This is a genomic window from Paenibacillus sp. FSL L8-0435 (genome assembly GCF_037965655.1).
GTDB lineage: Bacteria > Bacillota > Bacilli > Paenibacillales > Paenibacillaceae > Paenibacillus.
Window position 1 is genome coordinate 3,988,382 of record NZ_CP150185.1, and the last position, 24,257, is coordinate 4,012,638.

General features: G+C 44.9%; 23 protein-coding genes. 5 read left to right on the forward strand and 18 right to left on the reverse strand.

Going from position 1 to position 24,257, the window contains the following annotated elements; genetic code table 11:
• Positions 1-4: 4 nt before the first annotated feature.
• On the reverse strand, positions 5-730 hold the full coding sequence (locus tag NST33_RS17265) for an ATP-binding cassette domain-containing protein (RefSeq protein ID WP_091020744.1): 726 nt from the start codon (positions 728-730) through the stop codon (positions 5-7).
• Positions 731-813: 83 nt separating this feature from the next.
• A complete protein-coding gene (locus NST33_RS17270) occupies positions 814-2,004 on the reverse strand; it encodes an MFS transporter (protein ID WP_221821623.1) in 1,191 nt (396 codons plus the stop codon).
• Positions 2,005-2,211: 207 nt separating this feature from the next.
• Between NST33_RS17270 and NST33_RS17275 the strand changes: the two genes are divergently transcribed.
• Both NST33_RS17275 and NST33_RS17280 read left to right on the forward strand, forming a co-directional pair.
• The gene (locus NST33_RS17275; protein ID WP_221821625.1) at positions 2,212-3,132 is read left to right on the forward strand and encodes a helix-turn-helix domain-containing protein; all 921 of its coding nucleotides are present in this window, start codon (positions 2,212-2,214) and stop codon (positions 3,130-3,132) included.
• 49 nt (positions 3,133-3,181) lie between these two features.
• Complete coding sequence (locus NST33_RS17280) at positions 3,182-3,946, forward strand: HAD family hydrolase (RefSeq protein ID WP_221821627.1); 765 nt, start codon at positions 3,182-3,184, stop codon at positions 3,944-3,946.
• 35 nt (positions 3,947-3,981) lie between these two features.
• Here the strand turns inward: NST33_RS17280 and NST33_RS17285 are convergent, their stop codons facing one another.
• The 9 genes from NST33_RS17285 to pdhA all read right to left on the reverse strand — a co-directional run bounded on the left by NST33_RS17285 (position 3,982) and on the right by pdhA (position 16,174).
• Positions 3,982-6,321 carry a DNA topoisomerase 3 gene (locus NST33_RS17285; protein WP_339304189.1) on the reverse strand — a complete coding sequence of 780 codons (2,340 nt, stop codon included), beginning with the start codon at positions 6,319-6,321 and terminating at the stop codon, positions 3,982-3,984.
• Between the two features lie 125 nt (positions 6,322-6,446).
• A complete protein-coding gene (locus NST33_RS17290) occupies positions 6,447-6,938 on the reverse strand; it encodes a Fur family transcriptional regulator (RefSeq protein WP_036613667.1) in 492 nt (163 codons plus the stop codon).
• Positions 6,939-7,214: 276 nt separating this feature from the next.
• Complete coding sequence (locus tag NST33_RS17295; protein ID WP_221821631.1) at positions 7,215-8,702, reverse strand: glutamate synthase subunit beta; 1,488 nt, start codon at positions 8,700-8,702, stop codon at positions 7,215-7,217.
• A gap of 616 nt (positions 8,703-9,318) precedes the next feature.
• A complete protein-coding gene (locus NST33_RS17300; RefSeq protein WP_221821633.1) occupies positions 9,319-9,807 on the reverse strand; it encodes a dihydrofolate reductase in 489 nt (162 codons plus the stop codon).
• A 50-nt stretch (positions 9,808-9,857) separates the two neighbouring features.
• Positions 9,858-10,652, reverse strand: a complete 795-nt coding sequence (thyA, locus tag NST33_RS17305) for a thymidylate synthase (RefSeq protein WP_221821635.1) — start codon at positions 10,650-10,652, stop codon at positions 9,858-9,860.
• Positions 10,653-11,109: 457 nt separating this feature from the next.
• A complete protein-coding gene (gene lpdA, locus NST33_RS17310; RefSeq protein ID WP_221821637.1) occupies positions 11,110-12,525 on the reverse strand; it encodes a dihydrolipoyl dehydrogenase in 1,416 nt (471 codons plus the stop codon).
• 3 nt (positions 12,526-12,528) lie between these two features.
• The gene (locus NST33_RS17315; protein ID WP_091029377.1) at positions 12,529-13,851 is read right to left on the reverse strand and encodes a dihydrolipoamide acetyltransferase family protein; all 1,323 of its coding nucleotides are present in this window, start codon (positions 13,849-13,851) and stop codon (positions 12,529-12,531) included.
• Positions 13,852-14,027: 176 nt separating this feature from the next.
• Complete coding sequence (locus NST33_RS17320; RefSeq protein ID WP_076210115.1) at positions 14,028-15,005, reverse strand: alpha-ketoacid dehydrogenase subunit beta; 978 nt, start codon at positions 15,003-15,005, stop codon at positions 14,028-14,030.
• Positions 15,006-15,106: 101 nt separating this feature from the next.
• Positions 15,107-16,174: a pyruvate dehydrogenase (acetyl-transferring) E1 component subunit alpha gene (pdhA, locus tag NST33_RS17325; RefSeq protein WP_017688072.1), complete on the reverse strand. Its 1,068-nt coding sequence runs from the start codon at positions 16,172-16,174 to the stop codon at positions 15,107-15,109.
• A 256-nt stretch (positions 16,175-16,430) separates the two neighbouring features.
• Between pdhA and NST33_RS17330 the strand changes: the two genes are divergently transcribed.
• A complete protein-coding gene (locus tag NST33_RS17330) occupies positions 16,431-17,165 on the forward strand; it encodes an alpha/beta hydrolase-fold protein (protein WP_237174873.1) in 735 nt (244 codons plus the stop codon).
• A 165-nt stretch (positions 17,166-17,330) separates the two neighbouring features.
• Here the strand turns inward: NST33_RS17330 and NST33_RS17335 are convergent, their stop codons facing one another.
• Both NST33_RS17335 and NST33_RS17340 read right to left on the reverse strand, forming a co-directional pair.
• Positions 17,331-17,801: a low molecular weight protein-tyrosine-phosphatase gene (locus NST33_RS17335; RefSeq protein WP_221821639.1), complete on the reverse strand. Its 471-nt coding sequence runs from the start codon at positions 17,799-17,801 to the stop codon at positions 17,331-17,333.
• 1 nt (position 17,802) lies between these two features.
• Complete coding sequence (locus NST33_RS17340) at positions 17,803-18,504, reverse strand: trimeric intracellular cation channel family protein (RefSeq protein ID WP_076210112.1); 702 nt, start codon at positions 18,502-18,504, stop codon at positions 17,803-17,805.
• Positions 18,505-18,686: 182 nt separating this feature from the next.
• On the opposite strand from NST33_RS17340, the gene NST33_RS17345 reads away from it, so the two are divergent.
• The gene (locus NST33_RS17345; RefSeq protein WP_221821641.1) at positions 18,687-19,328 is read left to right on the forward strand and encodes a thiamine diphosphokinase; all 642 of its coding nucleotides are present in this window, start codon (positions 18,687-18,689) and stop codon (positions 19,326-19,328) included.
• Positions 19,329-19,625: 297 nt separating this feature from the next.
• Positions 19,626-20,126 (forward strand): C40 family peptidase, encoded by a 501-nt coding sequence (locus NST33_RS17350; protein ID WP_221821642.1) that lies wholly within the window; start codon positions 19,626-19,628, stop codon positions 20,124-20,126.
• A 110-nt stretch (positions 20,127-20,236) separates the two neighbouring features.
• On the opposite strand, the gene NST33_RS17355 is transcribed toward NST33_RS17350, so the two are convergent.
• From NST33_RS17355 to thiO, 5 genes are all read right to left on the reverse strand, one after another.
• Positions 20,237-20,941 (reverse strand): response regulator transcription factor, encoded by a 705-nt coding sequence (locus tag NST33_RS17355; RefSeq protein ID WP_221821643.1) that lies wholly within the window; start codon positions 20,939-20,941, stop codon positions 20,237-20,239.
• A 119-nt stretch (positions 20,942-21,060) separates the two neighbouring features.
• Positions 21,061-22,110 (reverse strand): ThiF family adenylyltransferase, encoded by a 1,050-nt coding sequence (locus NST33_RS17360; protein ID WP_339177123.1) that lies wholly within the window; start codon positions 22,108-22,110, stop codon positions 21,061-21,063.
• The gene (locus NST33_RS17365) at positions 22,107-22,874 is read right to left on the reverse strand and encodes a thiazole synthase (protein WP_339185413.1); all 768 of its coding nucleotides are present in this window, start codon (positions 22,872-22,874) and stop codon (positions 22,107-22,109) included. Before NST33_RS17365 ends, NST33_RS17360 begins: the two co-directional genes overlap by 4 nt.
• Positions 22,875-22,876: 2 nt before the next feature.
• Complete coding sequence (gene thiS, locus NST33_RS17370) at positions 22,877-23,080, reverse strand: sulfur carrier protein ThiS (protein WP_221821645.1); 204 nt, start codon at positions 23,078-23,080, stop codon at positions 22,877-22,879.
• Positions 23,077-24,249 carry a glycine oxidase ThiO gene (thiO, locus tag NST33_RS17375; protein ID WP_221821646.1) on the reverse strand — a complete coding sequence of 391 codons (1,173 nt, stop codon included), beginning with the start codon at positions 24,247-24,249 and terminating at the stop codon, positions 23,077-23,079. Before thiO ends, thiS begins: the two co-directional genes overlap by 4 nt.
• Positions 24,250-24,257 lie beyond the last annotated feature (8 nt).

Sequence of the window (24,257 nt, forward strand, 5' to 3'; positions counted from 1 at the left end):
TAGTTTAAATCTGGTTTTTTTCTTGCTGTGTCAATCTCCGTCCACGAATATCAAAAGCAATCTTGCCGTCTGCCAATCCCCAGATTCGCGTGGCATGTTTCTCAGCAAGTTCAATAGGCAATACTGCAATGACTGTTGCACGTTCTTCTTCACATAATTTGCGCAGCGTTTCCAGCACTGAATCTGCTGTGTGAGGGTCAAGACCAATCACTGGTTCATCGGCCAAAACCACTTTGGCACCATGAGCAAGTGCTCTTGCAATGGCAACACGCTGCTTCTCGCCACCACTGAGCTTCTCTGCTATTTGATGTGCTTTATCAAGTAATCCCAATCCTTCGAGATAATCCATAGCACCCATATAATCATCTGAACGTACCATACCGGTTACCATTCTCCATACAGGAGTCTGACCCGATCGTCCGATTAATACATTTTTAAGAGCCGTACGTCTGGGAAATAGTTCTGGATTCTGTTCCAAGTAAGCCCACTCCCGTTTGATTTTCCGTTTTCCGGACCAGCCTTCTTTCAAAATCTCGGCGCCATCCACCGTAAACCGGCCGGAATCCCATTTCTCCATCATAGCCAAACATTTGAGCAGCATGCTTTTTCCGCTACCGCTTGAACCAACTACAGCTATCATCTCTCCTTGTTGCATATCAAATCGAATATCCCGCAGAACGGGAACGCGGTCCACGCCAACGGATTTACTCAAGTTCTCTACTCTGATCATCGCGATGTCTCCTCTTGTCCATGTTTTTCCCTACCACTAGTGTACTCGGAAATGGACATCAATTTCCATGCGAACACCAGCTTCTATTTTAACACAGATTCGAACTCCGGTTTACGACGAAATAATATACCTGCCAAGCCGAAAAGAAGATACATGATTCCGAGCAAGGTGAACATGCTTCCGGGTGAAATCCAGTTGATCATCTGACCACCCAGATTCGGTCCAATAATACTTCCAATCGTGAAATGAAAGGAAGCCACAACGTTGGCTGCAGGCAGCAACACTTTAGGCAAAATATCTGCGGCATAGGCCAGGCCCAGCGAAAAAAAGGAACCGACCAGGCCACCTGCGATTGTTAACAATACAAGCGTCCACCAGAAATGCGTACCTGCGACGGGAACCAGCATGAAGATGATCCCCCCACTGATTCCCGCAAACATCAATATCTTTTTACGCCCATACCGGTCACTCAGCATCCCCAGAGGCAATTGAAGGAACAAACCTCCAATCCCAATAAAGGGAAGCAACGACGAAATCTGATCGGTGTCGAACCCAATACGCAGGCCATACACGGGGAAGTTACTATTCATGCCGGCCTCCATATATCCGTATAGAAGAGCAGGTAACAGTGCGTACCAAGCCCATGCCAGACTACGACGGAAGCGCCGTTCAGGAAGCTGGCCATGCTCTGCTTTTTCCGGCTTTGTATTCGGAAGCTTCATTAATACCAGTATAAGTACTGCTGCCATACATACGAACAATACCCAGAAAGGGACAGCATCACCAAAGCCAAGCAGCTTAATTCCCAGCGGACCAATACTGAATCCCAGCCCGTAGGACATGCCATATAGCGATATGTAGCGCCCACGTTTCTCAGGTGCCGTAACAAGCAGTACCCAGAGCTGAGCCGCATAGTGAAGTGCGCTGTCTCCTATTCCAACGATCAGACGCAATATGAACCATATTTTAATATCTGGTAAATACGGAAATAGTATTAAAGGGACCATGACTAATATCAGGCCACCCACAATCAGCTTTTTGAACCCGAATGCACCTAGTAGTCGCTCCGCAACGAGAGTCATGGCAAAAGAGCCAACGTACAACGCGGCGGCGTTTAATCCGTTCAAACCTGGTGAAACCCCTTTTTGCTCCAAAAAAATCGAAAGCACAGGCAGCAAAAGCCCCTGACTAATTCCAGCTACCACAATAACCGTAATCAAAATCAGATAGTTGGCTGTCGAGTGTGATAGTTTGGGGCGAGTAATCGATGACACGAATTCATTCCTCCTGCGAGCACACAAAGAAAAATCGCCATCGCTGACGACTTTCGTATGGTATACATATGGTTTTGAACTGCTATTCATAGTCGGGGCTTTGCCCCGGACTTGAACATTATAGTGGACAACGCCCTGCAAAACAAGCCATAATGGTACTTAAGTCGCTGCGTACACTTAGATGTGACGGGAGGATTCTGCAACAATATGGCTTATCATGTGAAAATTGATGTTTCACCGATATATGAAATGCTCAACAGCTTTCTGGTTTATGTTACGAAAAAATGGATTCAGCATCTGGATATAGGTCCTGAATGGATTCTGGAAGTGGAAGGCAAACTAAGTTCCAATGTACGAGCTGCGCTCGCACCTGCTGCCACTTGGCCATTTGATGATTTTGATGTCCTGTTTGCATGGGCTGCGTATCAAAATGATACGAAGGAGAATCAAGAGTTTCTGGACATGCTTGCCGGAATGACAGCGGATGACCTGTATGCACGTGTGTCTCCTCTTCTGCCCGCCCTTACCATAGAAGAATCTACGCGTATTCGGAACAGCTATGTCCCATTATTGCGACTATGGGATCAACACTACTGTCAGAATATAAGTGAAGATCAGCGTGTATGGCTCGAAGAAGATGCTGAAGAAAAACGCGTTTTGCTTGAAAAAATGGGATCTGAACTGCTCATTGAATATGCTACAGCTGGCGTTCTTGTTGAACCGATGCCTGGACTGAACGAAGTCATTCTGTTTCCAACGGTGCATAACCGCCCTATTAATATGTACTGCTTCTATGAGGGTATGATGATCATGCAGTATCCCGTAGATGCACCTGAAGAGAACGAAGACCAACCACCAACATGCCTTTTACGTTTCACCCATGCACTGGCTGATCCTGAAAGACTTCGCCTGCTTCGTTACGTATCGGATGAACCCAAATCCCTCGCTGAGATGTGTGAAGAATTGGGTAAAGATGAAGACACGGTCAAAGATCAGGTTATGGCGTTGCGCATCGCAGGTCTGCTGCGAACCCATCTGCTGGGAAGTAATCGTAAAGAGAAATACAGTATTCGTCCGGATGGCGTATCTGAATTGAATATGTTCCTGGAATCCTATATTCGCATATAATTTAGTTGAACCATTGTGGAGTTACTGGCAACAAGGAGTGAGTTAGATCATGAAAATAATGAAACAACATATTATGTTCGACCTTGATGATACACTCGTATATTGCAACAAATACTTCAACCTGGTTTTGGGAGAATTCTTTGAGAATATGCAAGAGTGGTTTGATGGACATTCTCTGACAACACAAGAGATTCGGGAAAAACAACTGGAGATTGATGTAACCGGAGTGAACAAGCTTGGCTTTGCGAGTCATCATTTCCCGCAATCCCTGATTGACACCTATCGTTATTTCTCCGGCAAGTTCGCCAGATTAACCTCTCCCAGAGAAGAGTCTTATCTGAGCAAGTTGGGTATGAGTGTGTACGATCAGGAGGTTGAACCCTACCCTCATATGGTTGAAACGCTTGAGAACCTTAAAGGTGCTGGACATTCCCTATACTTATATACCGGCGGCGAAACCGTGATTCAGCAGCGCAAGATTGATCAGATGAAGCTCTCGGCTTATTTTGATGATCGGATCTATATCCGACAACACAAAAACGTCGAGGCACTCGAAGGCATTCTATCTAATGGACCGTTTGATCGTCGTGCAACATGGATGATTGGCAACTCACTACGCACAGATATCATGCCTGCTGTAAAAGCCGGAATTCACAGCATATACATCAAACAGCCGAACGAATGGCAATACAACATCGTAGAACTTCAGCCTAATCCGGAAACGTCGATGTATACCATCACTGCACTGGAAGAGGTACCAAAAGTCATACACGAAAATATACAACAGCAGCAACAGAAAAGGACCCTTGGTTAAGGGTCCTTTTGCTGTATGTTAACTGTTAACTAAGATCAAGCATCCTGCTTCTCACCAGATAATTTGCCTGTTACTACGTCCTGTAAAATAATCCGTGCTTTCACCGTACTCCCGTCTTTTCGTTTGAAAGACAGTACTTGCGTACTCCCCTTCTCAATCAGCGATTTTAACATCGTACTGGTGATTTTTTTGCCCGCATACTCTTTCCAGACTACAAATGAACAGCCTTCTTTGAAACGTGAGCATCCATAACCCTTCTTGCCCTCTATAATCTGACCCGTGCAGCCAGGAGAGGGGCAAGGTGCAAGTAACTCTCTCACTCCCGATGGGCTCGCACTTGAGGACGGCGCCTTAGTGGTCGCATTTTTCCCACTGCCGGCTCTCGATGAAGATGCCGAAGTCTGACGGGACGTTTTTACAGTTGAACTGCCACTAGCCGTCTTGGCAGATGTCCTTGTATTGCCGGCCTGGGTCCTGGCTCCTTTACCTTTCCCCCTGCCTGCCCGTGAATCTTCCCCAAAAGCATCTGCTGGGGCTGGGGCTTGTACACGCACTTTCTCAATGATGGACAAGGTGAATTTCTTGACGTTCTCCATGAACTTGTCCTGACCCGCCTCACCTTTGGAAATCTGATATAATCTTCTTTCCCATTGCCCGGTCATCTCAGGTGAAGTTAACAGATCTACGCCTGCACGGCGAATCAACTCAATAGCTGTTCTGCCTTTCAGCGTTAACTGCATTTTCTTCCCTTGCAGCGTAATGTAACCTACGTTTTTAAGACGCTCAATTGTAGCCGCACGTGTAGCCGGAGTACCTAGACCACTATCTTTCATCGCGTCTCGCAGCTCTTCATTCTCGATCTGCTTGCCTGCACTTTCCATCGCTTTCAGCAATGTTCCCTCGGTATAACTTTTGGGAGGCTGGGTCGCCTTCTCCTTGAACTCACTCTTCGTACATTGAACAGGCAATTCAGGTTGTACAGCAAAAGCCTTGTCCGTCCACTCTTCAGCTTCCTCATCCTCATTGCCGTTTTTCTTGCTCTTCTTCTTGCCTGCACCGCCCTGTTCCTGATCTCCAGAACCGAGAACCACTTTCCATCCGAGGGACAGCAGCTCTTTGACAGATGTCTTAAACTGATGTTTCTCCACTTCGGTGAGCACGGTATGTTGCTTATACTCCGCCGGAGGATAAAAGTGAGACAAAAACCGTCTGACAATCAAATCATAGATGTTTTGCTCATCCTTGGATAAGGTACCTGGTCGCTTTAATGTAGGCAAAATCGCATGGTGATCTTCAACCCTGCTTGGATTACATACCCCTTTATTATTCTTATGAACAAGCTCTGGCTTGGCCCCTTGCGCAAGCTCACTATAGGTACCATTTTTAAGCAGGTTTAGCGTTTTGTGCATACCTTCAATATTCTGTTCTGTAACATAGTTGGAGTTTGTCCGCGGATACGAAATTACCTTGTGTTTTTCATACAAGGCCTGTGCGATATCCAGTGTTTTTTTGGCACCATATCCGAACTTGGCATTGGCTTCACGCTGTAAAAGGGTCAGGTCATACAAACGATACGGATACTCCTTTGTCTGCTTCGCTTCGTATTTGGTAATCTGCCCTGTTTTGCCCTTCACACTGGCTGCAATGGCCTCTGCTGCCTCCGCATCGGTCAACTTATCTCCCTGACGCAGTCCCCGGTACTCGACACCTTCCTGCCGAAACCAGGCGGCTACTTCATAAAAGGTCTGTGACTGGAACGCTTCAATCTCTATTTCCCGATCGTAGATTAGCGCGAGTACCGGCGTCTGAACACGGCCTACAGACAACAATGCATTATGGCGGGTTGTAAACGCCCGTGAGGCATTCATGCCGATCAGCCAATCGGCTTCACTTCTGGCGCGAGCAGCATGGGTCAAATTTTCAAATTCAGAGGCATCCTTCAGACCATCAAAACCACGTCTAATGCTCTCTGCCGTCAAATCCGATATCCATAAACGCTTTACAGGCTGACGCAGCTTCAATTGCTGTTGTATGAGAGCGAAGATGTACTGACCTTCTCTCCCTGCATCGCAAGCATTAACGATCGCTGAAGCCCGTTTTGCCAGTTCTCCAATCATTTTAAGCTGATCTTTAGTCCTCGGATTGGGTACAATCTTGAACTGATCGGGTATAATCGGCAGATCCGCTATATTCCAGCGTTTGTACTTTGTATCATAGGCATCCGGTTCAGCCAGTCCAAGCAAATGCCCTATCGCCCAAGTGATGATGTAATGCTCACCCTCCAGATATGTGCGATTATTCTTGGCCTTTGGTTCTATGACGGCGGCAATGGTTCGACCCATGTCGGGTTTTTCCGCTATAACCAGTGTCTTCATCCGTCCATCTCTCCTCCTTCACCGTCCGCATGACGGCAAAAAGGGGCATTCCGCCGACGGAAGCCCCTTGCTTCTGAAACTCATTATATCAGATTTTGGATTCGGGAGCACCTTCCCGAAATGAATTATCCTGCTGCTTGTTCCTTTAATACATGTTTTTGTCTGCACTCTTTGCATACACCCTGGAAATCCAGACGATGATCCGTAACAGCAAAGCCATACTGACGCTCGATTTGTTGTTCCAAACGAAGCAGACCATCTTCCATAATCTCTTCCACTTTACCACATTCTGTACAGATCAAATGATGGTGGTGATGGGAACCGTCTGTACTTCGCAGATCAAAGCGCGCAGCGCCGTCACCAAAGTTAATCTTTTCAACGACCTGAAGGTCACTCAGCAGTTCGAGAGTGCGGTATACGGTAGCCAATCCAATCTCAGGGAACTGCTCCTTAACCAGCAGGAATACTTCCTCTGCGCTAAAATGATCCTTCTCATGTTCAAGCAATACACGTACAGTAACTTCTCGTTGTTGTGTTAACTTATATCCTTTTTCAACCAATTGATTTTTAATGTGAAAGATCTGTTCTGAAATGGACTTGTCCCGGTTACTTGCCATAGCAGGTCGCACCTCCGGTTTATATTCATTAAATTTTACTTTTAACGTACGAATTTCTTGGTTTCAGTGAATCCTTATTTATAATCATTATAATATAATAATAAATCTTTATCACCTAAAAAGCAATGCTATTGCTCACACTTACGTGAAATATGTAGTCTTTTCTATATCAATAGACAGCAAACAACCCCCGCTGAACGCGAGGGCTGTCATTTATAATCTTATTACAGTTATGAATGTTTAGTATTCGTATTAATCCGCTCTTTTTGTACCTCGTTACACCAGAACCGAAGCACCCATCAAGTATTTGTCCACTTCACGAGCAGCCTCACGGCCTTCATTAATTGCCCATACAACCAAGCTTTGACCACGACGCATGTCACCTGCTGCAAATACTTTATCCACATTGGTGTTGTATTTGCCGTAACGTGCCTTAACGTTTGTGCGACGATCTGTTGCAAGTCCCAGTTGCTCGACCAACGTTTGTTCCGGTCCGTCAAAACCAATGGCAATCATGGCCATCTGAGCCGGGAAGACACGCTCTGTACCTGGAATCGGCTGATAAATCTTGCGACCAGTCTCATCCACAATACGCTCGATCTGTACTGTATGCAATTCTTTGAGGTTCCCCTCATCGTCTCCGACAAATTTTGTTGTCATGATGGAGAACTCACGCGGATCTTGACCAAACAACGCTTTGGCTTCCTCTTGCGCATAATCAAGTGTGTATACGTTAGGGAATTGTGGCCAAGGATTATTAATGCGATCACGCTCCATAGGCGCTTGGGTATGCGTACCGAATTGAGTGATCGTACGACAACCATGGCGCAGCGATGTAGCCACACAGTCAGATCCTGTATCACCGCCACCAATGACGATAATATCTTTATCTTTAGCGGACAGATATTGACCATCTTCCAGATTGGAGTCCAGATAACTCTTAATACTGCCATTCAGGAAATCCATTGCGTAATGAACGCCTTTCAAGTCGCTGCCTTCAATATTGAATTCACGCGGCTTCGTTGCACCACCGCACAATACAACAGCGTCATATTCATCCACCAGTTGTTGTGCTGCAATATCTTTACCAATCTCGGTGTTCGTAATGAATTGAATGCCTTCTGCTTCGAGCAGATCAACACGACGTTGAACTACGTTTTTATCCAATTTCATGGTTGGGATACCGTACATCAGCAATCCGCCGACACGGTCCGAACGCTCATATACGGTTACCGAGTGTCCTGCTTTATTCAACTGAGCCGCAGTAGCTAATCCCGCTGGACCTGAGCCTACCACAGCTACACGTTTACCCGTACGTTTTTCAGGAGGTTGGGGAACCACCCATCCTTCTTCGAAACCTTTTTCAATAATTGCTTCTTCAATCGTTTTGATGGTTACAGGCTGACCAATTAAGCCAACTGTACATGATCCTTCGCAAGGAGCTGGACAGACACGACCTGTAAACTCTGGGAAATTATTCGTTTTGTGAAGGCGCTCAAGTGCTTCTCTCCACAGTCCGCGATATACAAGATTATTCCATTCTGGAATCAGGTTATGCACGGGGCAACCTGACGTGCCACCAATCATATCTATACCTGTATGGCAATACGGGGTACCACAATCCATGCATCGTGCACCTTGTGTTCTGAGCTCTTCTTCAGCCATGTGTTTATGAAACTCTTCCCAATCCTTAATCCGCTCCGCTGGCTCACGATCTGCTGGCAGTTGACGTTTGTATTCCATAAATCCAGTAGGTGTAGACATCTTACGTTTTCCCCCATCCGTTCTTGTCTTAATCCCTTCATGTGCATGGTTCTATATGAAATGGATTACTCATTACTTGAGTTTTTGTCTATTGTATCACAAAATCTTCTCGAAGATATTTCAATTATAGTAGCATTTACTGTGCTGAATATTAAATGGATTATCCGCATAATTATTTGTATTTTATACATCATATCTTTCAAGTCTACCCATGGTCAATACCCTTATTTTGGTGTTTAATGTGGTTTTGAACTGCGAAATCTGTTGTGTGTTAAAGAAATAAACTGTCGAAACGTTAAGTAAATGTCAGATAATTTGTCATCAAATTCAACATATTTTGCTATAAATCGTTCTCAATTCCGAATATCAGACCTGTTTTAGGGCTTCACAACGTTAAAACCCCAAAAATTTTACACTTTTTTACTTTTTAATGCTTGAGCGTATGTATAATATACATAAATACCAATTAATCATGTTATATTAATGTTATATGTACTCCAATTTAAACAAGTGACTCATTTTTTTATAAAAGAAAAGACGCTGTTCACGAATATTTCGCAATCAGCGCCTCTCATCATAAAAATACGACCGAAGTCAGGAATTTCTTATGCCAAATTTACCGTTTACGTTCGTAGAATTCGAATGTATACGCATAAACATTTTTTTCATCCTGTTCGCCTTCAATCTGTTCAATTAGTTCCCATTCGGACCAATCCACTTCAGGGAAAAACGTATCTCCCTCAAAATTCTCATGAATCTTGGTCACCACAAGACGATCTGCAAGTGGCAGGAACTCACGATACACTTGGGAACCCCCAATTACGCACAGTTCCTCACCTTTGGTTACACTCAGCCCTTCTTCAATCGTATGTACGATTTCAGCTTGGTCCACCTTGTAGTTCAGATCTCTAGTCACTACGATATTACGGCGCTGAGGAAGCGGCTTACCACCAAAGGATTCCCACGTATTACGTCCCATGATAATTGTTTTGTTCAGCGTACGTTGTTTGAAAAAGGCCATATCCTTGGGTAAACGCCATGGAATCGAATTATTTAATCCGATCACACCGTTCTCCCCCATTGCCCATACCAGTTCAATACTCAAGGGTAATACACTCCTTCAATCCAAGTCTCTTATCGAGATTGAACACATAATTAGACTGCAATTGGAGCCTTAATGCCCGGATGATGCTGATAGTTCTCAAACTCGAAATCTTCAAACGTATAATCAAAAATAGAATCCGGCTTACGTTTGATTACCAGCTTAGGTAAAGCATAAGGTTCACGCTCCAGCTGAGTTTTAACCTGATCAACATGGTTAGAGTAGATGTGAACATCCCCTCCAGACCAGATGAAATCACCCACCTCAAGATCACATTGCTGGGCGATCATATGAGTCAAGAGCGCATAACTCGCGATGTTAAACGGCAACCCGAGGAACGTATCCACGGAACGCATCGTAAGCATACATGATAATTTACCCTCTGCAACGTAAAACTGAAACGCAAAATGACAAGGTGGAAGTTTCATATTGTTGATCTCAGCCACATTCCATGCACTGACAAGGTGACGACGCGAATCCGGATTATTTTTGATCGAATCAATCACTGCGGCGATCTGATCAATTTTTTCTCCGTTTGGCGCTTCCCATGTACGCCACTGCGAGCCGTATACCGGACCGAGATCCCCATTTTCGTCCGCCCAATCGTCCCAGATCTTCACACCGTTTTCTTTCAAATAAGATATATTGGTATCGCCACTCAAAAACCATAACAGTTCATGAATAACCGATTTGAGATGAATTCGTTTGGTTGTTACCAGCGGAAATCCTTCGGAGAGATCATAACGGAGTTGTCTGCCAAATACAGATTGTGTCCCCGTTCCTGTACGGTCTCCTTTATGCATGCCGTTGTTCAGAATATCCTGCAATAAATCAAGATAGTTTTTCATGTTGATATCCCCTCGCACTTTTATTTCGTACTAAACTAAAAAATATTTACACTTACCACTCCGATGACAGAACAACCTTCCGATCGCTGTTGTCCCCAGATTTTTTTGATTTCCTTTTCCAAAGGTAAAATCCGATGATAAAGGCGAGCACTCCGCTTCTTCAGGTTTTTTCTGTCCTCTACGTTCTCGTGTAAAAGGTTAGTTAACTAAATACATAGACCGTGATTGGCTTGGAGCCACATCATGACTGATCATTACTACAGTGTACCACAATTCAGAAGTTGGATAAAATCAATTCACTGAAACTTATGAGCGTGTAAATTTTCATCATATTACATACACAAGTATCTTAAATTTCTCGGCTCTTGCTCAGAAAAAAGAGACGAATAACGCGTTAACGTTATTCGTCTCTTCTGATATACGTATAATGCCGGACGGATCCGAAGCTTAGATGATCTTAACGGGAGATGATGTGGATCGGGTGACCCATAACCAATTCCGCAGCTTCCATCACGATTTCGCCCAAAGTTGGGTGAGCGTGAATTGTGAGAGCCAGATCTTCCAAAGTAGCGCCCATCTCAATTGCCAAACCAAGCTCAGCAATCAGATTGGAAGCTTCCAGACCAACGATTTGGCAACCCAATACAAGGCCGCTTTCTTCGTCAGCTACGATTTTCACGAAGCCTTCAGCGTGGTTCAAAGATACAGCACGGCCGTTACCCGCATAAGGGAACTTGCCAGCTTTTACTTTGTAACCTTTTTCTTTAGCTTCTTTTTCAGTGTAACCTACGCTGGAACACTCTGGATCTGTGAACACAACAGCTGGCATACATTTGTAGTCAACTACAGATGGTTGTCCTGCGATTGCTTCAGCAGCCACTTTACCTTCATAAGAAGCTTTGTGCGCCAGAGCCAAGCCAGATACGATATCACCGATTGCGAAGATGTGAGGAATGCTTGTGCGACCTTGGTGGTCAACTTTGACAAATCCACGCTCGTCAACGTCAACACCAATCATGTCGAGACCAAGTTCTCCATCCGTGTTTGGACGACGTCCAACAGTCACCAGCAAGTAATCTGCAGTAACTTCTTTGGATTCACCATTTACGGAATATTTAACAGTTACGTCTTTGTCCGTTTGCTCAGCACTTTCTGCTTTTGCACCCGTAACGATTTCGATACCTGTTTTCTTCATGTTTTTAGCCACAAGGCTAGTCATGTCTTTATCGAAACCTGGCAGTACTGTATCCAAACCTTCGATGATTGTTACTTTTGAACCGAATTTGGAGTACATTTGACCAAGCTCAGCACCGATATATCCGCCACCGATAACGATCATGCTTTTTGGTACTTCAGGCAAGTTCAGAGCTTCTGTCGAAGACAGAATGCGTCCGCCAAACGGGAAAGGTTTCAGTTCGATTGGACGGGAACCTGTTGCAATAATTGCATTTTTAAATTTGTAACGTGGAGACTCGTGGTCATTAAATACACGAGCTTCGTTTTCGTTAATGAACATGCACTCACCGTTGAAAACTTCAACTTTGTTGCCTTTGAGCAAACCAGCTACGCCGCCAGTCATTTTCTTAACAACGCCGTTTTTGAACTCTTGAGTTTTGCTGAAGTCCACTTTTACGTTCTCAGCAGAGATACCAAAAGCTTCACCGTGAAGTGCAGACTCATATTGGTGTGCAGCAGAGATCAGGGCTTTGGATGGAATACATCCACGGTTCAAACAAACACCGCCCAGTTCGGATTTGTCTACGATCAATACGCTTTGGCCCAGTTGAGCAGCGCGGATGGCAGCTACATAGCCGCCAGGACCCGCACCAATTACTAATGTGTCGATATTGAGAGAAGCGTCGCCTACTACCATATCTTACACCTCCATAACAAGCAGCTCAGGGTTAGCGAGCAGCTGTTTAATGTAATTCATAAAGTTTTGTGCTGTTGCGCCATCGATGATACGGTGGTCAAAGCTCAGGGAAAGAGCCATTACAGGTGCTGCAACTACTTCGCCGTTCTTGATCACTGCTTTTTCGCTGATGCGTCCTGTTCCGAGAATAGCAACTTCAGGGAAGTTGATGATTGGAGTGAAGAACATACCGCCAGCAGAACCGATGTTACTGATGGAGATTGTGCTTCCTCTCATTTCATTCGCACTCAATTTGCCCTCACGACCACGAGCAGCCAGATCACGGATAGAATCAGCAATCATCCAGATGGATTTACGATCAGCATCTTTGATAACAGGAACGATCAAACCGTTGTCTGTATCTGTAGCGATACCGATGTTGTAGTATTTTTTGTAAACAATTTCGTTAGCTTCTTCATCAATCATAGCGTTCAGAGCCGGGAATTGGCGGGAAGCCGCAACCAGTGCTTTAACGATGAATGGCAGATAAGTAACTTTTGTTCCTTTTTTCTCTGCAATTGGTTTCATGCGAGTACGGAAAGCAACCAATTCAGTTACGTCCACTTCGTCCATGATTGTAACGTGAGGTGCTGTGTAAGCCGATTTAACCATTGCATTAGAGATTGCTTTACGGATACCTTTGAATGGTACGCGCTCTTCTTCAAGGTATTGATCAGCTGCAGCCGCTGCTGGTGCTGCGGATTTTTTCTCTTCTTGAGCCGGAGCTTCGGAAGATGCCGCTGCGGAAGAACCGCCACCGTTTTTGAAGGATTCAACATCTTCTTTGGTTACTTTACCGTTGTTGCCAGTGCCGTTAACCTGAGCGATGTCTACACCTTGTTCGCGAGCAAATTTACGCACGCTTGGTGTTGCCAGAACGTCTTTGGCAGGTACTGCCGGAACGCTGTTGTTGCCGCCTTCTTTAGCTGCATCCGAGCTGGAAGCTGCTGCAGAAGAACCACTTGTATCAGCTCCGCCTTGAGCTGCATCTTTCTCTTGCTCGCCTTGATCGCCAGCAGGAGCGTCGTCTTGCTCAGGAAGTTCGCCTTCTGCATCGATGATCGCTACAACTTCACCAACGTGGCAGACTTGACCGTCTTTAGCGAATACTTCTGTAACTGTTCCGTTAACCGGACAAGGTACTTCTACAACCGCTTTGTCGTTCTGTACTTCCATGATGATGTCGTCGTCAGTTACTTTGTCACCGACTTTGATGTGCATCTTGATGATTTCGCCTTCGTGCAGGCCTTCGCCCAATTCAGGGAATTTATATTCAAATTTAGCCAACTGAAAAACCTCCTTGATTATGTGCTCAATCCTGAAAACAACCCTTAACTCCAAGAAACAACTGTTACTGCTAATGCAAATAACTGTTACTCAAGGGGCTAATGGCTGTTTACAGTGCAGCTTGCGCTGCGGTGTGAATCACCATACTGCGCCTTGCGGCATGTCAGATGATTAAATTAGAAATTTACGACTTTGTTAACCGCAGCAACGATACGTGCCGGGTTAGGCAGCCATGTATCTTCGATTTGTGCAAATGGATATACAGTGTCCGGACCAGCTACACGCAGAACCGGTGCTTCCAAGTGCAGGATTGCTTTTTCATTGATTTGGGCAATGACTTCAGCTGCAACACCTGCGCTCTTTTGAGCTTCCTGTACAACAATTGCACGGTTTGTTTTCTTAACGGAAGCAACGATAGTATCGATGTCGATCGGGCTAACCGTACGAAGGTCGATAACTTCAACTTTGATTCCTTGTTTTTCGAGTTCATCTGCTGCTTTCACAGAAGTGTGAACCATCATACCGTAAGTAATGATCGTTACATCAGAACCTTCACGAACAACGTTCGCTTTACCCAACTCAACAACGTAATCTTCTTCAGGCACTTCTGCACGGAAAGCATGGTACAAGTTCAAGTGCTCCATGAAGAATACAGGATCGTTATCGCGAATAGAAGCGATCATCAGTCCTTTTGCATCGTAAGGGTTGGAAGGAACAACGACTTTGATACCTGGCGTTTGCGTGAGCAGACCTTCCAGGGAATCTGTATGCAATTCTGCCGCTTTTACGCCGCCACCGAATGGTGTACGGAATACGATTGGAGAATTGTATTTTCCACCGGAGCGGAAACGCATACGAGCAGCTTGCACTACCATTTGGTCAAGGGCTTCGAAGATAAAACCAACGAATTGGATCTCAGCAACCGGACGGAAGCCTTGTACACCCAGACCTACAGCCAGACCACCAATAGCGGACTCAGCCAGTGGAGTATCAAATACACGCTCTTCGCCAAACTCTTTTTGCAGACCTTCCGTTACACGGAAAACGCCGCCTACATTACCTACGTCTTCACCGAAAAGCAGAACGTTAGGATCACGTTTCAACTCCACGCGAAGCGCATCACGGATTGCTTCTTTCATGTTCATTTGTGCCATTTGCTTCATTTCCTCCTTAAACATTGACAGTTCACATTTGAATTCGTACATGTATACCGGGACATTAAAGTCGCGGATGTTTATGCTTTATCGGAAAAAACTTATTGGAAATCAGCTTTTTGCTCTTCCAAGTGCTTAGGCGTTTGTTCGAACATGCTGTCGATCAAGCCTGAAATCGTCATTTTCTCGGTTTTTTCCGCTTTTTTGATCTCTTCATTTACTTTAGCTTTAGCTTCTTCTTTCACACGTGCTGTATCTTCTTCAGTCCAAAGACCTTTTTTCTCCAGATATTTAGCGAAACGTGCGATAGGATCTTTAGCAGACCATTCTGCCTCTTCTTCTTTTGTACGATACTTGGAAGCATCATCCGAAAGGGAGTGAGGACGGAAACGGTATGTTACTGCTTCGATCAATGTTGCGCCTTCTCCGTTACGTCCACGCTCAGCAGCTTCCTGAACAGCTTTGATAACAGCGAAGATGTCCATACCGTCAACTTTAACACCTTTGATACCTGCTGCTACCGCTTTGTGAGCGATGGACAGAGCTGCTGTTTGTTTAGCAAAAGGAGTTGTGATGGCATAACCATTGTTTTGTACAAAGAAGATAACAGGCAGTTTGTATACACCAGCGTAGTTCAGACCTTCATAGAAGTCACCTTCAGAAGAACCGCCATCACCTGTGTACGTGATAACAACTTGTTTTTGTTTCTTCAATTTGTAACCCATAGCGATACCCATTGCATGCAGAATTTGTGCACCAATGATGATTTGTGGCATCAATACATTAACGCCATCTGGAATTTGTCCACCATGTTGGTGTCCACGGGAGTACAAGAATGCTTGATAAAGAGGAAGTCCATGCCATACGAGTTGCGGAATGTCACGATAGCCAGGACATACAAAGTCTTCTTTTTCAATTGCAAATTCACTACCAACCATTGTAGCTTCTTGACCAGATACTGGAGCATAGAAACCAAGACGACCTTGACGGCCCAGGTTTACTGCACGGTCATCCCAAGTACGGGTAAATACCATGCGGTACATAATTTCTTTTAATTGATCATCGGAAAGTGTAGGCATCATGTCTTTGTTAACAATTTCGCCGTCAGGAGACAGCACGGACAGAGCTTCTACATCCTCTGTATACACTTCATAAGGAACCTTGCTCATTTTTTTCTTCACCTCAACAAAAAATTTGAATATCAAGTTCCGCTGTTATAATATTATTATACACCTGTTTCACTCCATACGTCAAAGAAATCCGTAATTTTTTTATGTTTCCTGCCGGATTGTATGTATAACAGGGGCTTAATATTGGTATAACAGCATAATACATGATTGCGTGTTTGACCTAACCCCGCACAAGGGTAATCTTACCGTATTGCGCGGTCGAATGCAAAAAATTAACCGAGAAAGGTGACGTTTTATGACGGATTCCCGCTATTTGAAACGCACGATTGTGAAGGAAGAGATTGAAAGTCGCTATCTCGGAGAGAAGCGAACGCTCCGTATTTACCTTCCCCCAGGCTATAACGAATTGCTTAGCTACCCTGTCGTTTATTGTCAGGATGGCGAAGAATTTTTTAATTTCGGACGAATTGCTACAACAGCTAACCAAATTATTCTGGACGAAGGAGCCGAACCTTTCATTATTGTAGGGGTTCAGGTCGATGTGTCTGTGAGAACGCAGGAATATGCTCCATTTGGAGATCGGTTCAAGGCATATACTGCTTGCTTCGCTGAAGAGATTATTCCCTATATAGAAGAGAAATATCCTGTACGCCGTTCTCCGCAGGAACGCATTCTTGCCGGAGATTCGCTCGGTGGCAGTGTTTCGCTTCATCTTGCTCTGTTATATCCGGATCTGATCACACGTGTGATCAGCATGTCTGGCGCCTTCTACTCTGCTTCACAGGAAATCTATGCCGCAGCTGAAGATCTGTCCTGGCTCTCGATCTGGATGATCGTTGGTTTGCAGGAGACTGATTTTGAGGCAGACACGGGTACGTATAATTTTGTTCAATTAAACCGGGATACTCGAGAATTGCTGGAAAAACGTGGTGCCCTCGTCTCCTACCAGGAGAAAGACGGAAAACACCAATGGGGTTTTTGGCAGAAGGAATTGCCCGAAGCATTACTTTATTTTCTCCAGGAAAGATAAAAGGACCACTTTAACAGGCGGCTGAAATGCCGCTATTGTTTTTCATTTTAATGATACCGCTTACAATTGTAATCTGAAAAAGAAGCAGGATATCCTGCTTGCTTTAAGCGCTCTAATCCTGCTTCTTTGTCGAATTACAAATTGAGCATGAATTTCGTTTACTTTTTAGGCTAAGGAATGTTCCGCTTCAATCTTACTCAACAGAACATCGCAGCCTGCGTTAACCAGCTCGTACACCTCTTCAAAATTGCCTGTGTAATATGGGTCAGGTACTTCTCTGAGTTTTTCCTCGGGAAGCATGTCCATGAACTTGATGATGTCCGACTCAGCTCCACCTGGAACGTTGCGCACATTATCTGCATTCGAATTATCCATACATACAATGTAATCAAATTGAGTAAAATCTTCGCTGGCGAATTGTCTCGCTGCCATATTGGCATAGGAAATCTGGTACGAATCCAGCAAATTTCGAGTCCCTTCATGCGGAGGTTTACCAACATGCCAGTCCCCTGTACCCGCAGAGTCCACACGAATCTGGTGTTCAAGCCCCTTCTCCACGACTTTGTGACGCAGAACGGCTTCAGCCATTGGTGATCTACATATATTGCCCAGACATACAAACAAAACATTAATCATATTAATCCCCCTTGCTTAGCGTACCTTGAAGTACCGACGATGTTGGCTGTGTCACAATGCTCTCCGGCTGAGGACTGACGTTCCCGGTCTCAGACGGCACCAACGAACGACGTGGCAGTTTCCATTTATAATGTACAGAACACATCCGGAAAAACACAACGGCCGCGAAACAAAGCAACAATCCGGCATTTGTTGTTAACCAACCCATACCTATAACAAAACCGGCTGTCATTGCCCATACAGCATAGATTTCGTCACGCAATACAAGCGGTTTACGTCCTGCAAGCACATCACGAATCACGCCCCCACCAATACCGGTCATTACTGCTGCAACGATAACTGCGCTAATAGGATGTCCCATGTTCGCCGCGTAGAGAGCCCCTTGAATTGCAAATGCTGCGAGTCCGATTGCATCAAACAGCGCCTCTGTTCGCTTCCAGTGACTAATCCACTTGAGAGGTAATATAAACGCAATCGCTACTGATACTAGGGCTAACATAATAAGTGATCCCTGACTCCACAGTGTCGTTACAGGTATACCTATAAGTACATTCCGGATAATCCCGCCTCCGAATGCCGTGACAAGTCCAAGCACTAGTACACCCAGAATGTCATACTCCTCTTCCATAGCCACGAAGGCACCGGACATTGCAAATGCGATAGTGCCTATAATGCTGAATACTTCAAAAATGTGTAAGTCCAACCTGTTCAAACCTCACTTTTCAAGTCATCTCCATGTCGCTCTACCCATTGTATCCGCGAGCACTGAAATTGTGCAACCACATTTTGTGGATTATACTGGTTTGGTGAATATATTTGTACAGGTTCCAACATTATATTTGAACAATGACCTATTTTGCTCTGAATTAGGAAGGATGAAATAAAATGACGGTGAAACGAGTGGTTATTTTTACAGGCGGAAACTTATCTGTAGAATTACTTCAGGAAATACGAGAAGATGATATGATCATCGCGGCCGATCGTGGTGCATTATTTTTAATTGAACACGGCATTCAGCCTCACATTGCAGTAGGAGACTTCGACTCCATTACTGAAGAGGAATGTATCATTGTAAGCAATAATAGCATTCGGTTCATTACATGTGACCCTGTTCATAAGGATCTTACTGATACAGAAATGGCTTTTGAGACAGCGCTAGATTATGAACCTTCTCACATCTTAATGTTAGGTGCTACAGGTACACGTATGGATCACACACTCGCCAATGTACATATTATGGTTCGCGCGATGCAGCATCATATCTCCTGTGCCATTCAGGACAAGCACAATTACATGACACTGACCACATCCAAAGCTGTGGTTGAGCACCGTGACTATAAATATGTTTCTCTGCTCCCCTTGACTCATGAAGTTGCAGGAATAACTCTGGATGGTTTTATGTATCCGCTAGATCAAGCCACCATTCGCATGGGACAATCCTTGGGTGTAAGCAACAAGCTATTAGGCTCCTCCGGTACAGTCACTATTGATAGTGGCTTATTACTGATTATTCAGAGCAAAGATTGAATCTATTTGTATGCTTCATAATTATTTATTACGTTTTTGTAACCAGTGATTCAATGAAGAAAATAGGTTCACACATAACAAAGACCCTTGATATTCAATGGGTCTTTGTTGTTTCATCTTAATTCTTCATCCGTCAATGATTAATTTTTTGACATTTTTAATCATATTTTAATAAACATACCCAAACCATTGTGGCGCAAGGGATTACACTCCTCTATCCAATTTCTAGGCTGTTACAAAGCTGTTATACTCGCTCTAGCAACTTAACGAAAACGAATTTTGGAGGTACTAACTAACATGAAAACAAACATCTTTGTCCAAAAGGCCGTAACCGTCGGGTTGTGCGCTACACTAGGTTTTGGAGCTGTACTAATGACTAACGCACCTGTTGCACAGGCAGCAACTGCTTCTGTATCCAAAGGTCAACAAATTGTTAACTATGGCAAAAAATTCACTGGAACTCCATATAAATTTGGTGCTTCAACTTCAACAACCAAGGTTTTTGACTGTTCTTCTTTTATGAAATATATTTTCAAAAAGTATGGTGTAGATTTGCCGCGCACTTCCGTGAAACAATCCAAAGAAGGTAAAGCTGTGTCTAAAGCTAATCTGCGTGTCGGAGATCTGGTATTCTTCTCCAGTGGTAGCCGTTCTACCGGCTCCAATGTCACTCACGTAGGCGTTTATGCGGGAAATGGTAAGATTCTGCATACGTACGGATCTCCAGGCGTAACCCTTTCTGATCTGAACTCCGGTACTTGGAAGAGAACGTATGTTAAAGCTCGTCGTGTACTTTAGAATCACATTATAGCTAATCAGTAAGGACCGGAGGTTACTATCCGGTCTTTTATTTTTACCCTCTTTTTGCCACACTCTAAACTGGTGTTTCATGGAACTAACTTCGTAATCTAATTTTTATCATGCAGCATATAACCGATCCCACGCACAGTATGAATCAGTTTCACACTTCTTCCCTTATCTACCTTAACCCTCAAATGTTTGATATACACATCCACAACGTTGGTATCCATCGCATACTCATATCCCCATACTTCCCGCAAAATATCACTCCGGGTACATGCTTCATTCACATGCAGAGCCAAATATTCCAGCAATTCGTATTCTTTTGGCGTTAATGTCAGGTATTCACCCGCACGATTTACCCGTCTTGAACGCAAATTGACTTTAAGATCATGAACTACAATTACTTCCTCACCCTCTGGTGTTGCATTCGCAAAAACACGCAATAAATTTCGTATTCTGGCAAGCATCACGGTCAAGTGGATAGGTTCCTCCATCACGTCATTAGCTCCGTAATCCAGCCATTCCACGATGAACTGAGGAGATGCATTAGAAGTGATAACGAGTAGAGGTATAACATGACCTTTATCTATCCACTGTTTTAACTCTAATTTCTGATCCTGGCCACAATGTTCATTCCCCTCTTCCTCGTCTACCAGGATGATCAGGTTAATATGCAGCAACGAAGGCTCGACGGATTGGTTTAGTTCGGACCACTCCATTCGTTGCACCTCATACCCTTCGCTACATAAAACATCCTGAATAAGGCTGACCTGCTCTCCTGCTCCAATCAGCAAAATGGCTGTTTTCACTCTTTTTCACCCGGCCTGTCTCTATCCCCACTGCTCGCAGCAATGGTTGGTACAGATAGCATGCCGTAAAATGAAAAAGTCCATTCCCTTAAGGGAACAGACTTTGCTTCTTTCTTGCTTTAACCAAAGTAGCGATGGACGAGCGTACGCGCTTCAGCTGTGTCTTTTGTTCCGTGTACGAGGACACGTCCATCTTGGAAAATAACCATTCTATGGACTCCTGTTGTAAAAGAAACCAGAAACGGATTGGATTCCACTTTTCCTTCTTGAAGTCTATCCAGACGTTCCGCTGTATGTTGAAGATCCAGATTCATGCGCCTTGCAGGTCGGATCTGAACGGTATCCCTGCCACACAACACATCTGTTTTCTCCAGATTGGACGCAGAAAGATATGGATACGTTGCCGAAGTACCGCAGGAAGGACAGTCTTGCTTTTTCGCACCATCCACATTGATGGATATGTATTCGTTCCTCCACACGTCAAATGACAATAACTTACGTCTCAATGCATTTGCATTGCCACTAAGTAACTTCATCGCTTCTGCGGTCTGATTCGCCGTTACCATCTGTACGGCTTGAGGTATGATGCCAGACGTATCACAGGTATCTCCACCCAGAGGGACTTCACCCAGCAAACAATTTAAACATGGCGTATCTCCGGGCATAAACGTATAGGTAATACCATAACTACCTACGCATCCACCATAAATCCAGGGAATACCGTGCTTCTGTGCCATATCATTAATAAGTAGTCGGGTATCAAAGTTATCCGTTGCATCCATGATCAAGTCTGTATGCTGAACGAGTTCTTCCAACTCATCTACTCTGACGTCCAACACTTTCCCTTCCACATGAACCGTGGAATTAATGGCAGATAAACGTTTTTCCGCCGCCATTGCCTTCGGTATCCGCTCAAGCGCGTCCTGTTCTACATATAATTGCTGCCGCTGCAGGTTACTCCACTCCACATAATCACGATCCACAATCGTTAAGTGTCCGACTCCTGAACGAACTAACGTTTCTGCAATTCCTGTTCCAAGTGCGCCAGCGCCTACAATTAAAACTCTGCTGCCCTTTAATCTGGCCTGGCCTTCCTTACCAAGTGGCGCGTACCGTTCCTGTCTGGAATAACGATCGGCCTGCTCGAAAGATGTTACTTGATCTGTCATGTATGAACCATTCCTTCCACCGGACTACTGGCTGCTGCATAACGCTTTACGGGAATCATGCCTGCCTCATATGCCAATCTACCCGCTTCTACCCCCAATCGCATCGCTTTAGCCATGCTCACTGGATCCCCTGATCCGGATACGGCTGTATTTAACAATACGCCATCTGCACCAAGTTCCATCGCATAAGCAGCATCTTTTGGGGAGCGCAACCCTGCATCCACAATCACAGGTACAACGGCCTGCTCAATGATGATCTCAAGGTTATAGGGATTGATGATGCCTCTGCCAGCTCCGATGGGAGAAGCGCCAGGCATTACAGCATGTACGCCAAGCAATTGCAGCCTTTTGGCCAGAATGACATCATCCGAAATATAAGGCAATACCGTGAAGCCCTTTTCAAGCAAAATTTCGCAAGCATTGTACGTTTCAATCGGATCTGGGAGTAACGTCATTCCATCTCCTATGACTTCGACTTTTATCATATCACAAAGTCCTGAAGCCCGCGCAAGCTCGGCAATTCGCACCGCCTCTTCCGCAGTGGAAGCCCCAGCCGTATTCGGAAGAAGAGTGTATTTGTCCAGATCCAACGTATCCAGGAAATGCTTCTGGTTGCGTTCCTCCAGATTCAGACGACGAACAGCAAAGGTTAAAACTTCCGTTTCAGATGCTTCCACAGCCTGACTTTGCACTTCCAGATCCGAAAACTTGCCTGTTCCGAGCAACAATCTGGACTCAAACGTATATTTACCAATGTTCAACATCATCAACCGCCTCCTACAAAATGTACAATCTCAATTCGATCGCCTTCTCTTAATGTTGTTGACTCATGGTGTTCACGCGTTAAGATATGCCTGTTCAGCTCAACAACTACAGTCTTAACTTGCAGGTCAAAAGATTGGAGCAATTTATCCACACGATTCAATCTGTCTTCAATCTCCATCCGTTGACCATTAACGATGATATTCACTGCACCACTCCCTTTCTGTTCAATCGCTCAGGGCTCAGCGCCTCAATTCCGAGTTCTTCTGAGCTTTTGCCAGCGACCAACTCAGCGATAAGCCTGCCTGTTATCGCACTAAGCAAGATACCGTTGCGGTAATGCCCAAAGGCGGCGAACAGCCCGGGTATACTCTTGCAAGCACCTATATAAGGCAGCCCATCGGGTGTTGCCGGTCTTACGCCTGCCCACGCTCGTATAAATTGTGCTTCTTTCATCCCCGGCACCCAGTGGGTAGCCGCTGTTAGCAGCTTCTGAACACCCTGTACAGAAACGTTCAAATCCGCTCTTCCTGGCAGACTGGTTGCCCCGAGCCAAACTTCGCCATTGGCTTTGGGAACAATATAGATATCCTCTGCATACACCGTTCTGTCAGGTCTGTACCCTGCATGTTCTTCTGAGAACTGAACGGCGGCTATTTCACCTTTTACCGACCACACAGGCAAGCTCAGATTCACATGTCTCATCAACTCTTCACTCTGTAATCCAGCCGCTATAATGACATGTTTGCATCTCATCTCACCGATCGATGTGGTGATTCCCTGCACACCGTGTTCGTTTGCTTGCACACGTATATCCTGTATGTCCTCCATAACCCGTGCTCCCATTGCTTGAGCGGATTCGGCGTATGCCTTCGTTAGGTGGAGTGGGAGAATTTCACTCTCGTAAGGTCTGTAATAGGCTCCATACGTATCTCTGTTAAGCCATGATGCCTCCTGCTGCACAATGGAACGATCCCACCACACCTCATCAGCAGAAGTAGACAACGCAGACTTCCGATTGTCCTTATAACTACTTAATTCACTGTATGAACGAAAAGGAGTTAGGAATCCCTGGCGTTGCAGACCAGTCTCTACCTCACTGAGTGTAGCCATTAGCATCTGTTGCTCGGTAAGTAACTGTCTACTCTGCCTGGCAAGCTTAGCCATCAAAGGATGAGCAAAATCCTCACTGTCGGCCGCCAGCATTCCAGCTGCTGCGCAAGAAGTGCCTCCTGCAATCGCCGAACGCTCCAGCAACAGCACATCCTGTCCACGGGAAGCAAGTTCATATGCAATGGCACAACCAACAACCCCTCCGCCTACAATAATCGTTTCTGCATGAACCTTATCCGGTCTATCAGTAATGATCTTCTTCATCAGCTCAT

Excerpts from the sequence above, each read along its gene's own strand:
- NST33_RS17275 (WP_221821625.1), top strand. The coding sequence starts at position 2,212 with ATGGCTTATCATGTGAAAATTGATGTTTCACCGATATATGAAATGCTC.
- NST33_RS17290 (WP_036613667.1), bottom strand. The coding sequence starts at position 6,938 with ATGGCAAGTAACCGGGACAAGTCCATTTCAGAACAGATCTTTCACATT.
- NST33_RS17285 (WP_339304189.1), bottom strand. The coding sequence starts at position 6,321 with ATGAAGACACTGGTTATAGCGGAAAAACCCGACATGGGTCGAACCATT.
- NST33_RS17330 (WP_237174873.1), top strand. The coding sequence starts at position 16,431 with ATGACGGATTCCCGCTATTTGAAACGCACGATTGTGAAGGAAGAGATT.
- NST33_RS17295 (WP_221821631.1), bottom strand. The coding sequence starts at position 8,702 with ATGTCTACACCTACTGGATTTATGGAATACAAACGTCAACTGCCAGCA.
- lpdA (WP_221821637.1), bottom strand. The coding sequence starts at position 12,525 with ATGGTAGTAGGCGACGCTTCTCTCAATATCGACACATTAGTAATTGGT.
- pdhA (WP_017688072.1), bottom strand. The coding sequence starts at position 16,174 with ATGAGCAAGGTTCCTTATGAAGTGTATACAGAGGATGTAGAAGCTCTG.
- NST33_RS17365 (WP_339185413.1), bottom strand. The coding sequence starts at position 22,874 with ATGTTGAACATTGGTAAATATACGTTTGAGTCCAGATTGTTGCTCGGA.
- NST33_RS17345 (WP_221821641.1), top strand. The coding sequence starts at position 18,687 with ATGACGGTGAAACGAGTGGTTATTTTTACAGGCGGAAACTTATCTGTA.
- NST33_RS17350 (WP_221821642.1), top strand. The coding sequence starts at position 19,626 with ATGAAAACAAACATCTTTGTCCAAAAGGCCGTAACCGTCGGGTTGTGC.
- NST33_RS17335 (WP_221821639.1), bottom strand. The coding sequence starts at position 17,801 with ATGATTAATGTTTTGTTTGTATGTCTGGGCAATATATGTAGATCACCA.
- NST33_RS17320 (WP_076210115.1), bottom strand. The coding sequence starts at position 15,005 with ATGGCACAAATGAACATGAAAGAAGCAATCCGTGATGCGCTTCGCGTG.
- NST33_RS17360 (WP_339177123.1), bottom strand. The coding sequence starts at position 22,110 with ATGACAGATCAAGTAACATCTTTCGAGCAGGCCGATCGTTATTCCAGA.
- thiO (WP_221821646.1), bottom strand. The coding sequence starts at position 24,249 with ATGAAGAAGATCATTACTGATAGACCGGATAAGGTTCATGCAGAAACG.
- thyA (WP_221821635.1), bottom strand. The coding sequence starts at position 10,652 with ATGAAAAACTATCTTGATTTATTGCAGGATATTCTGAACAACGGCATG.
- NST33_RS17265 (WP_091020744.1), bottom strand. The coding sequence starts at position 730 with ATGATCAGAGTAGAGAACTTGAGTAAATCCGTTGGCGTGGACCGCGTT.
- NST33_RS17280 (WP_221821627.1), top strand. The coding sequence starts at position 3,182 with ATGAAAATAATGAAACAACATATTATGTTCGACCTTGATGATACACTC.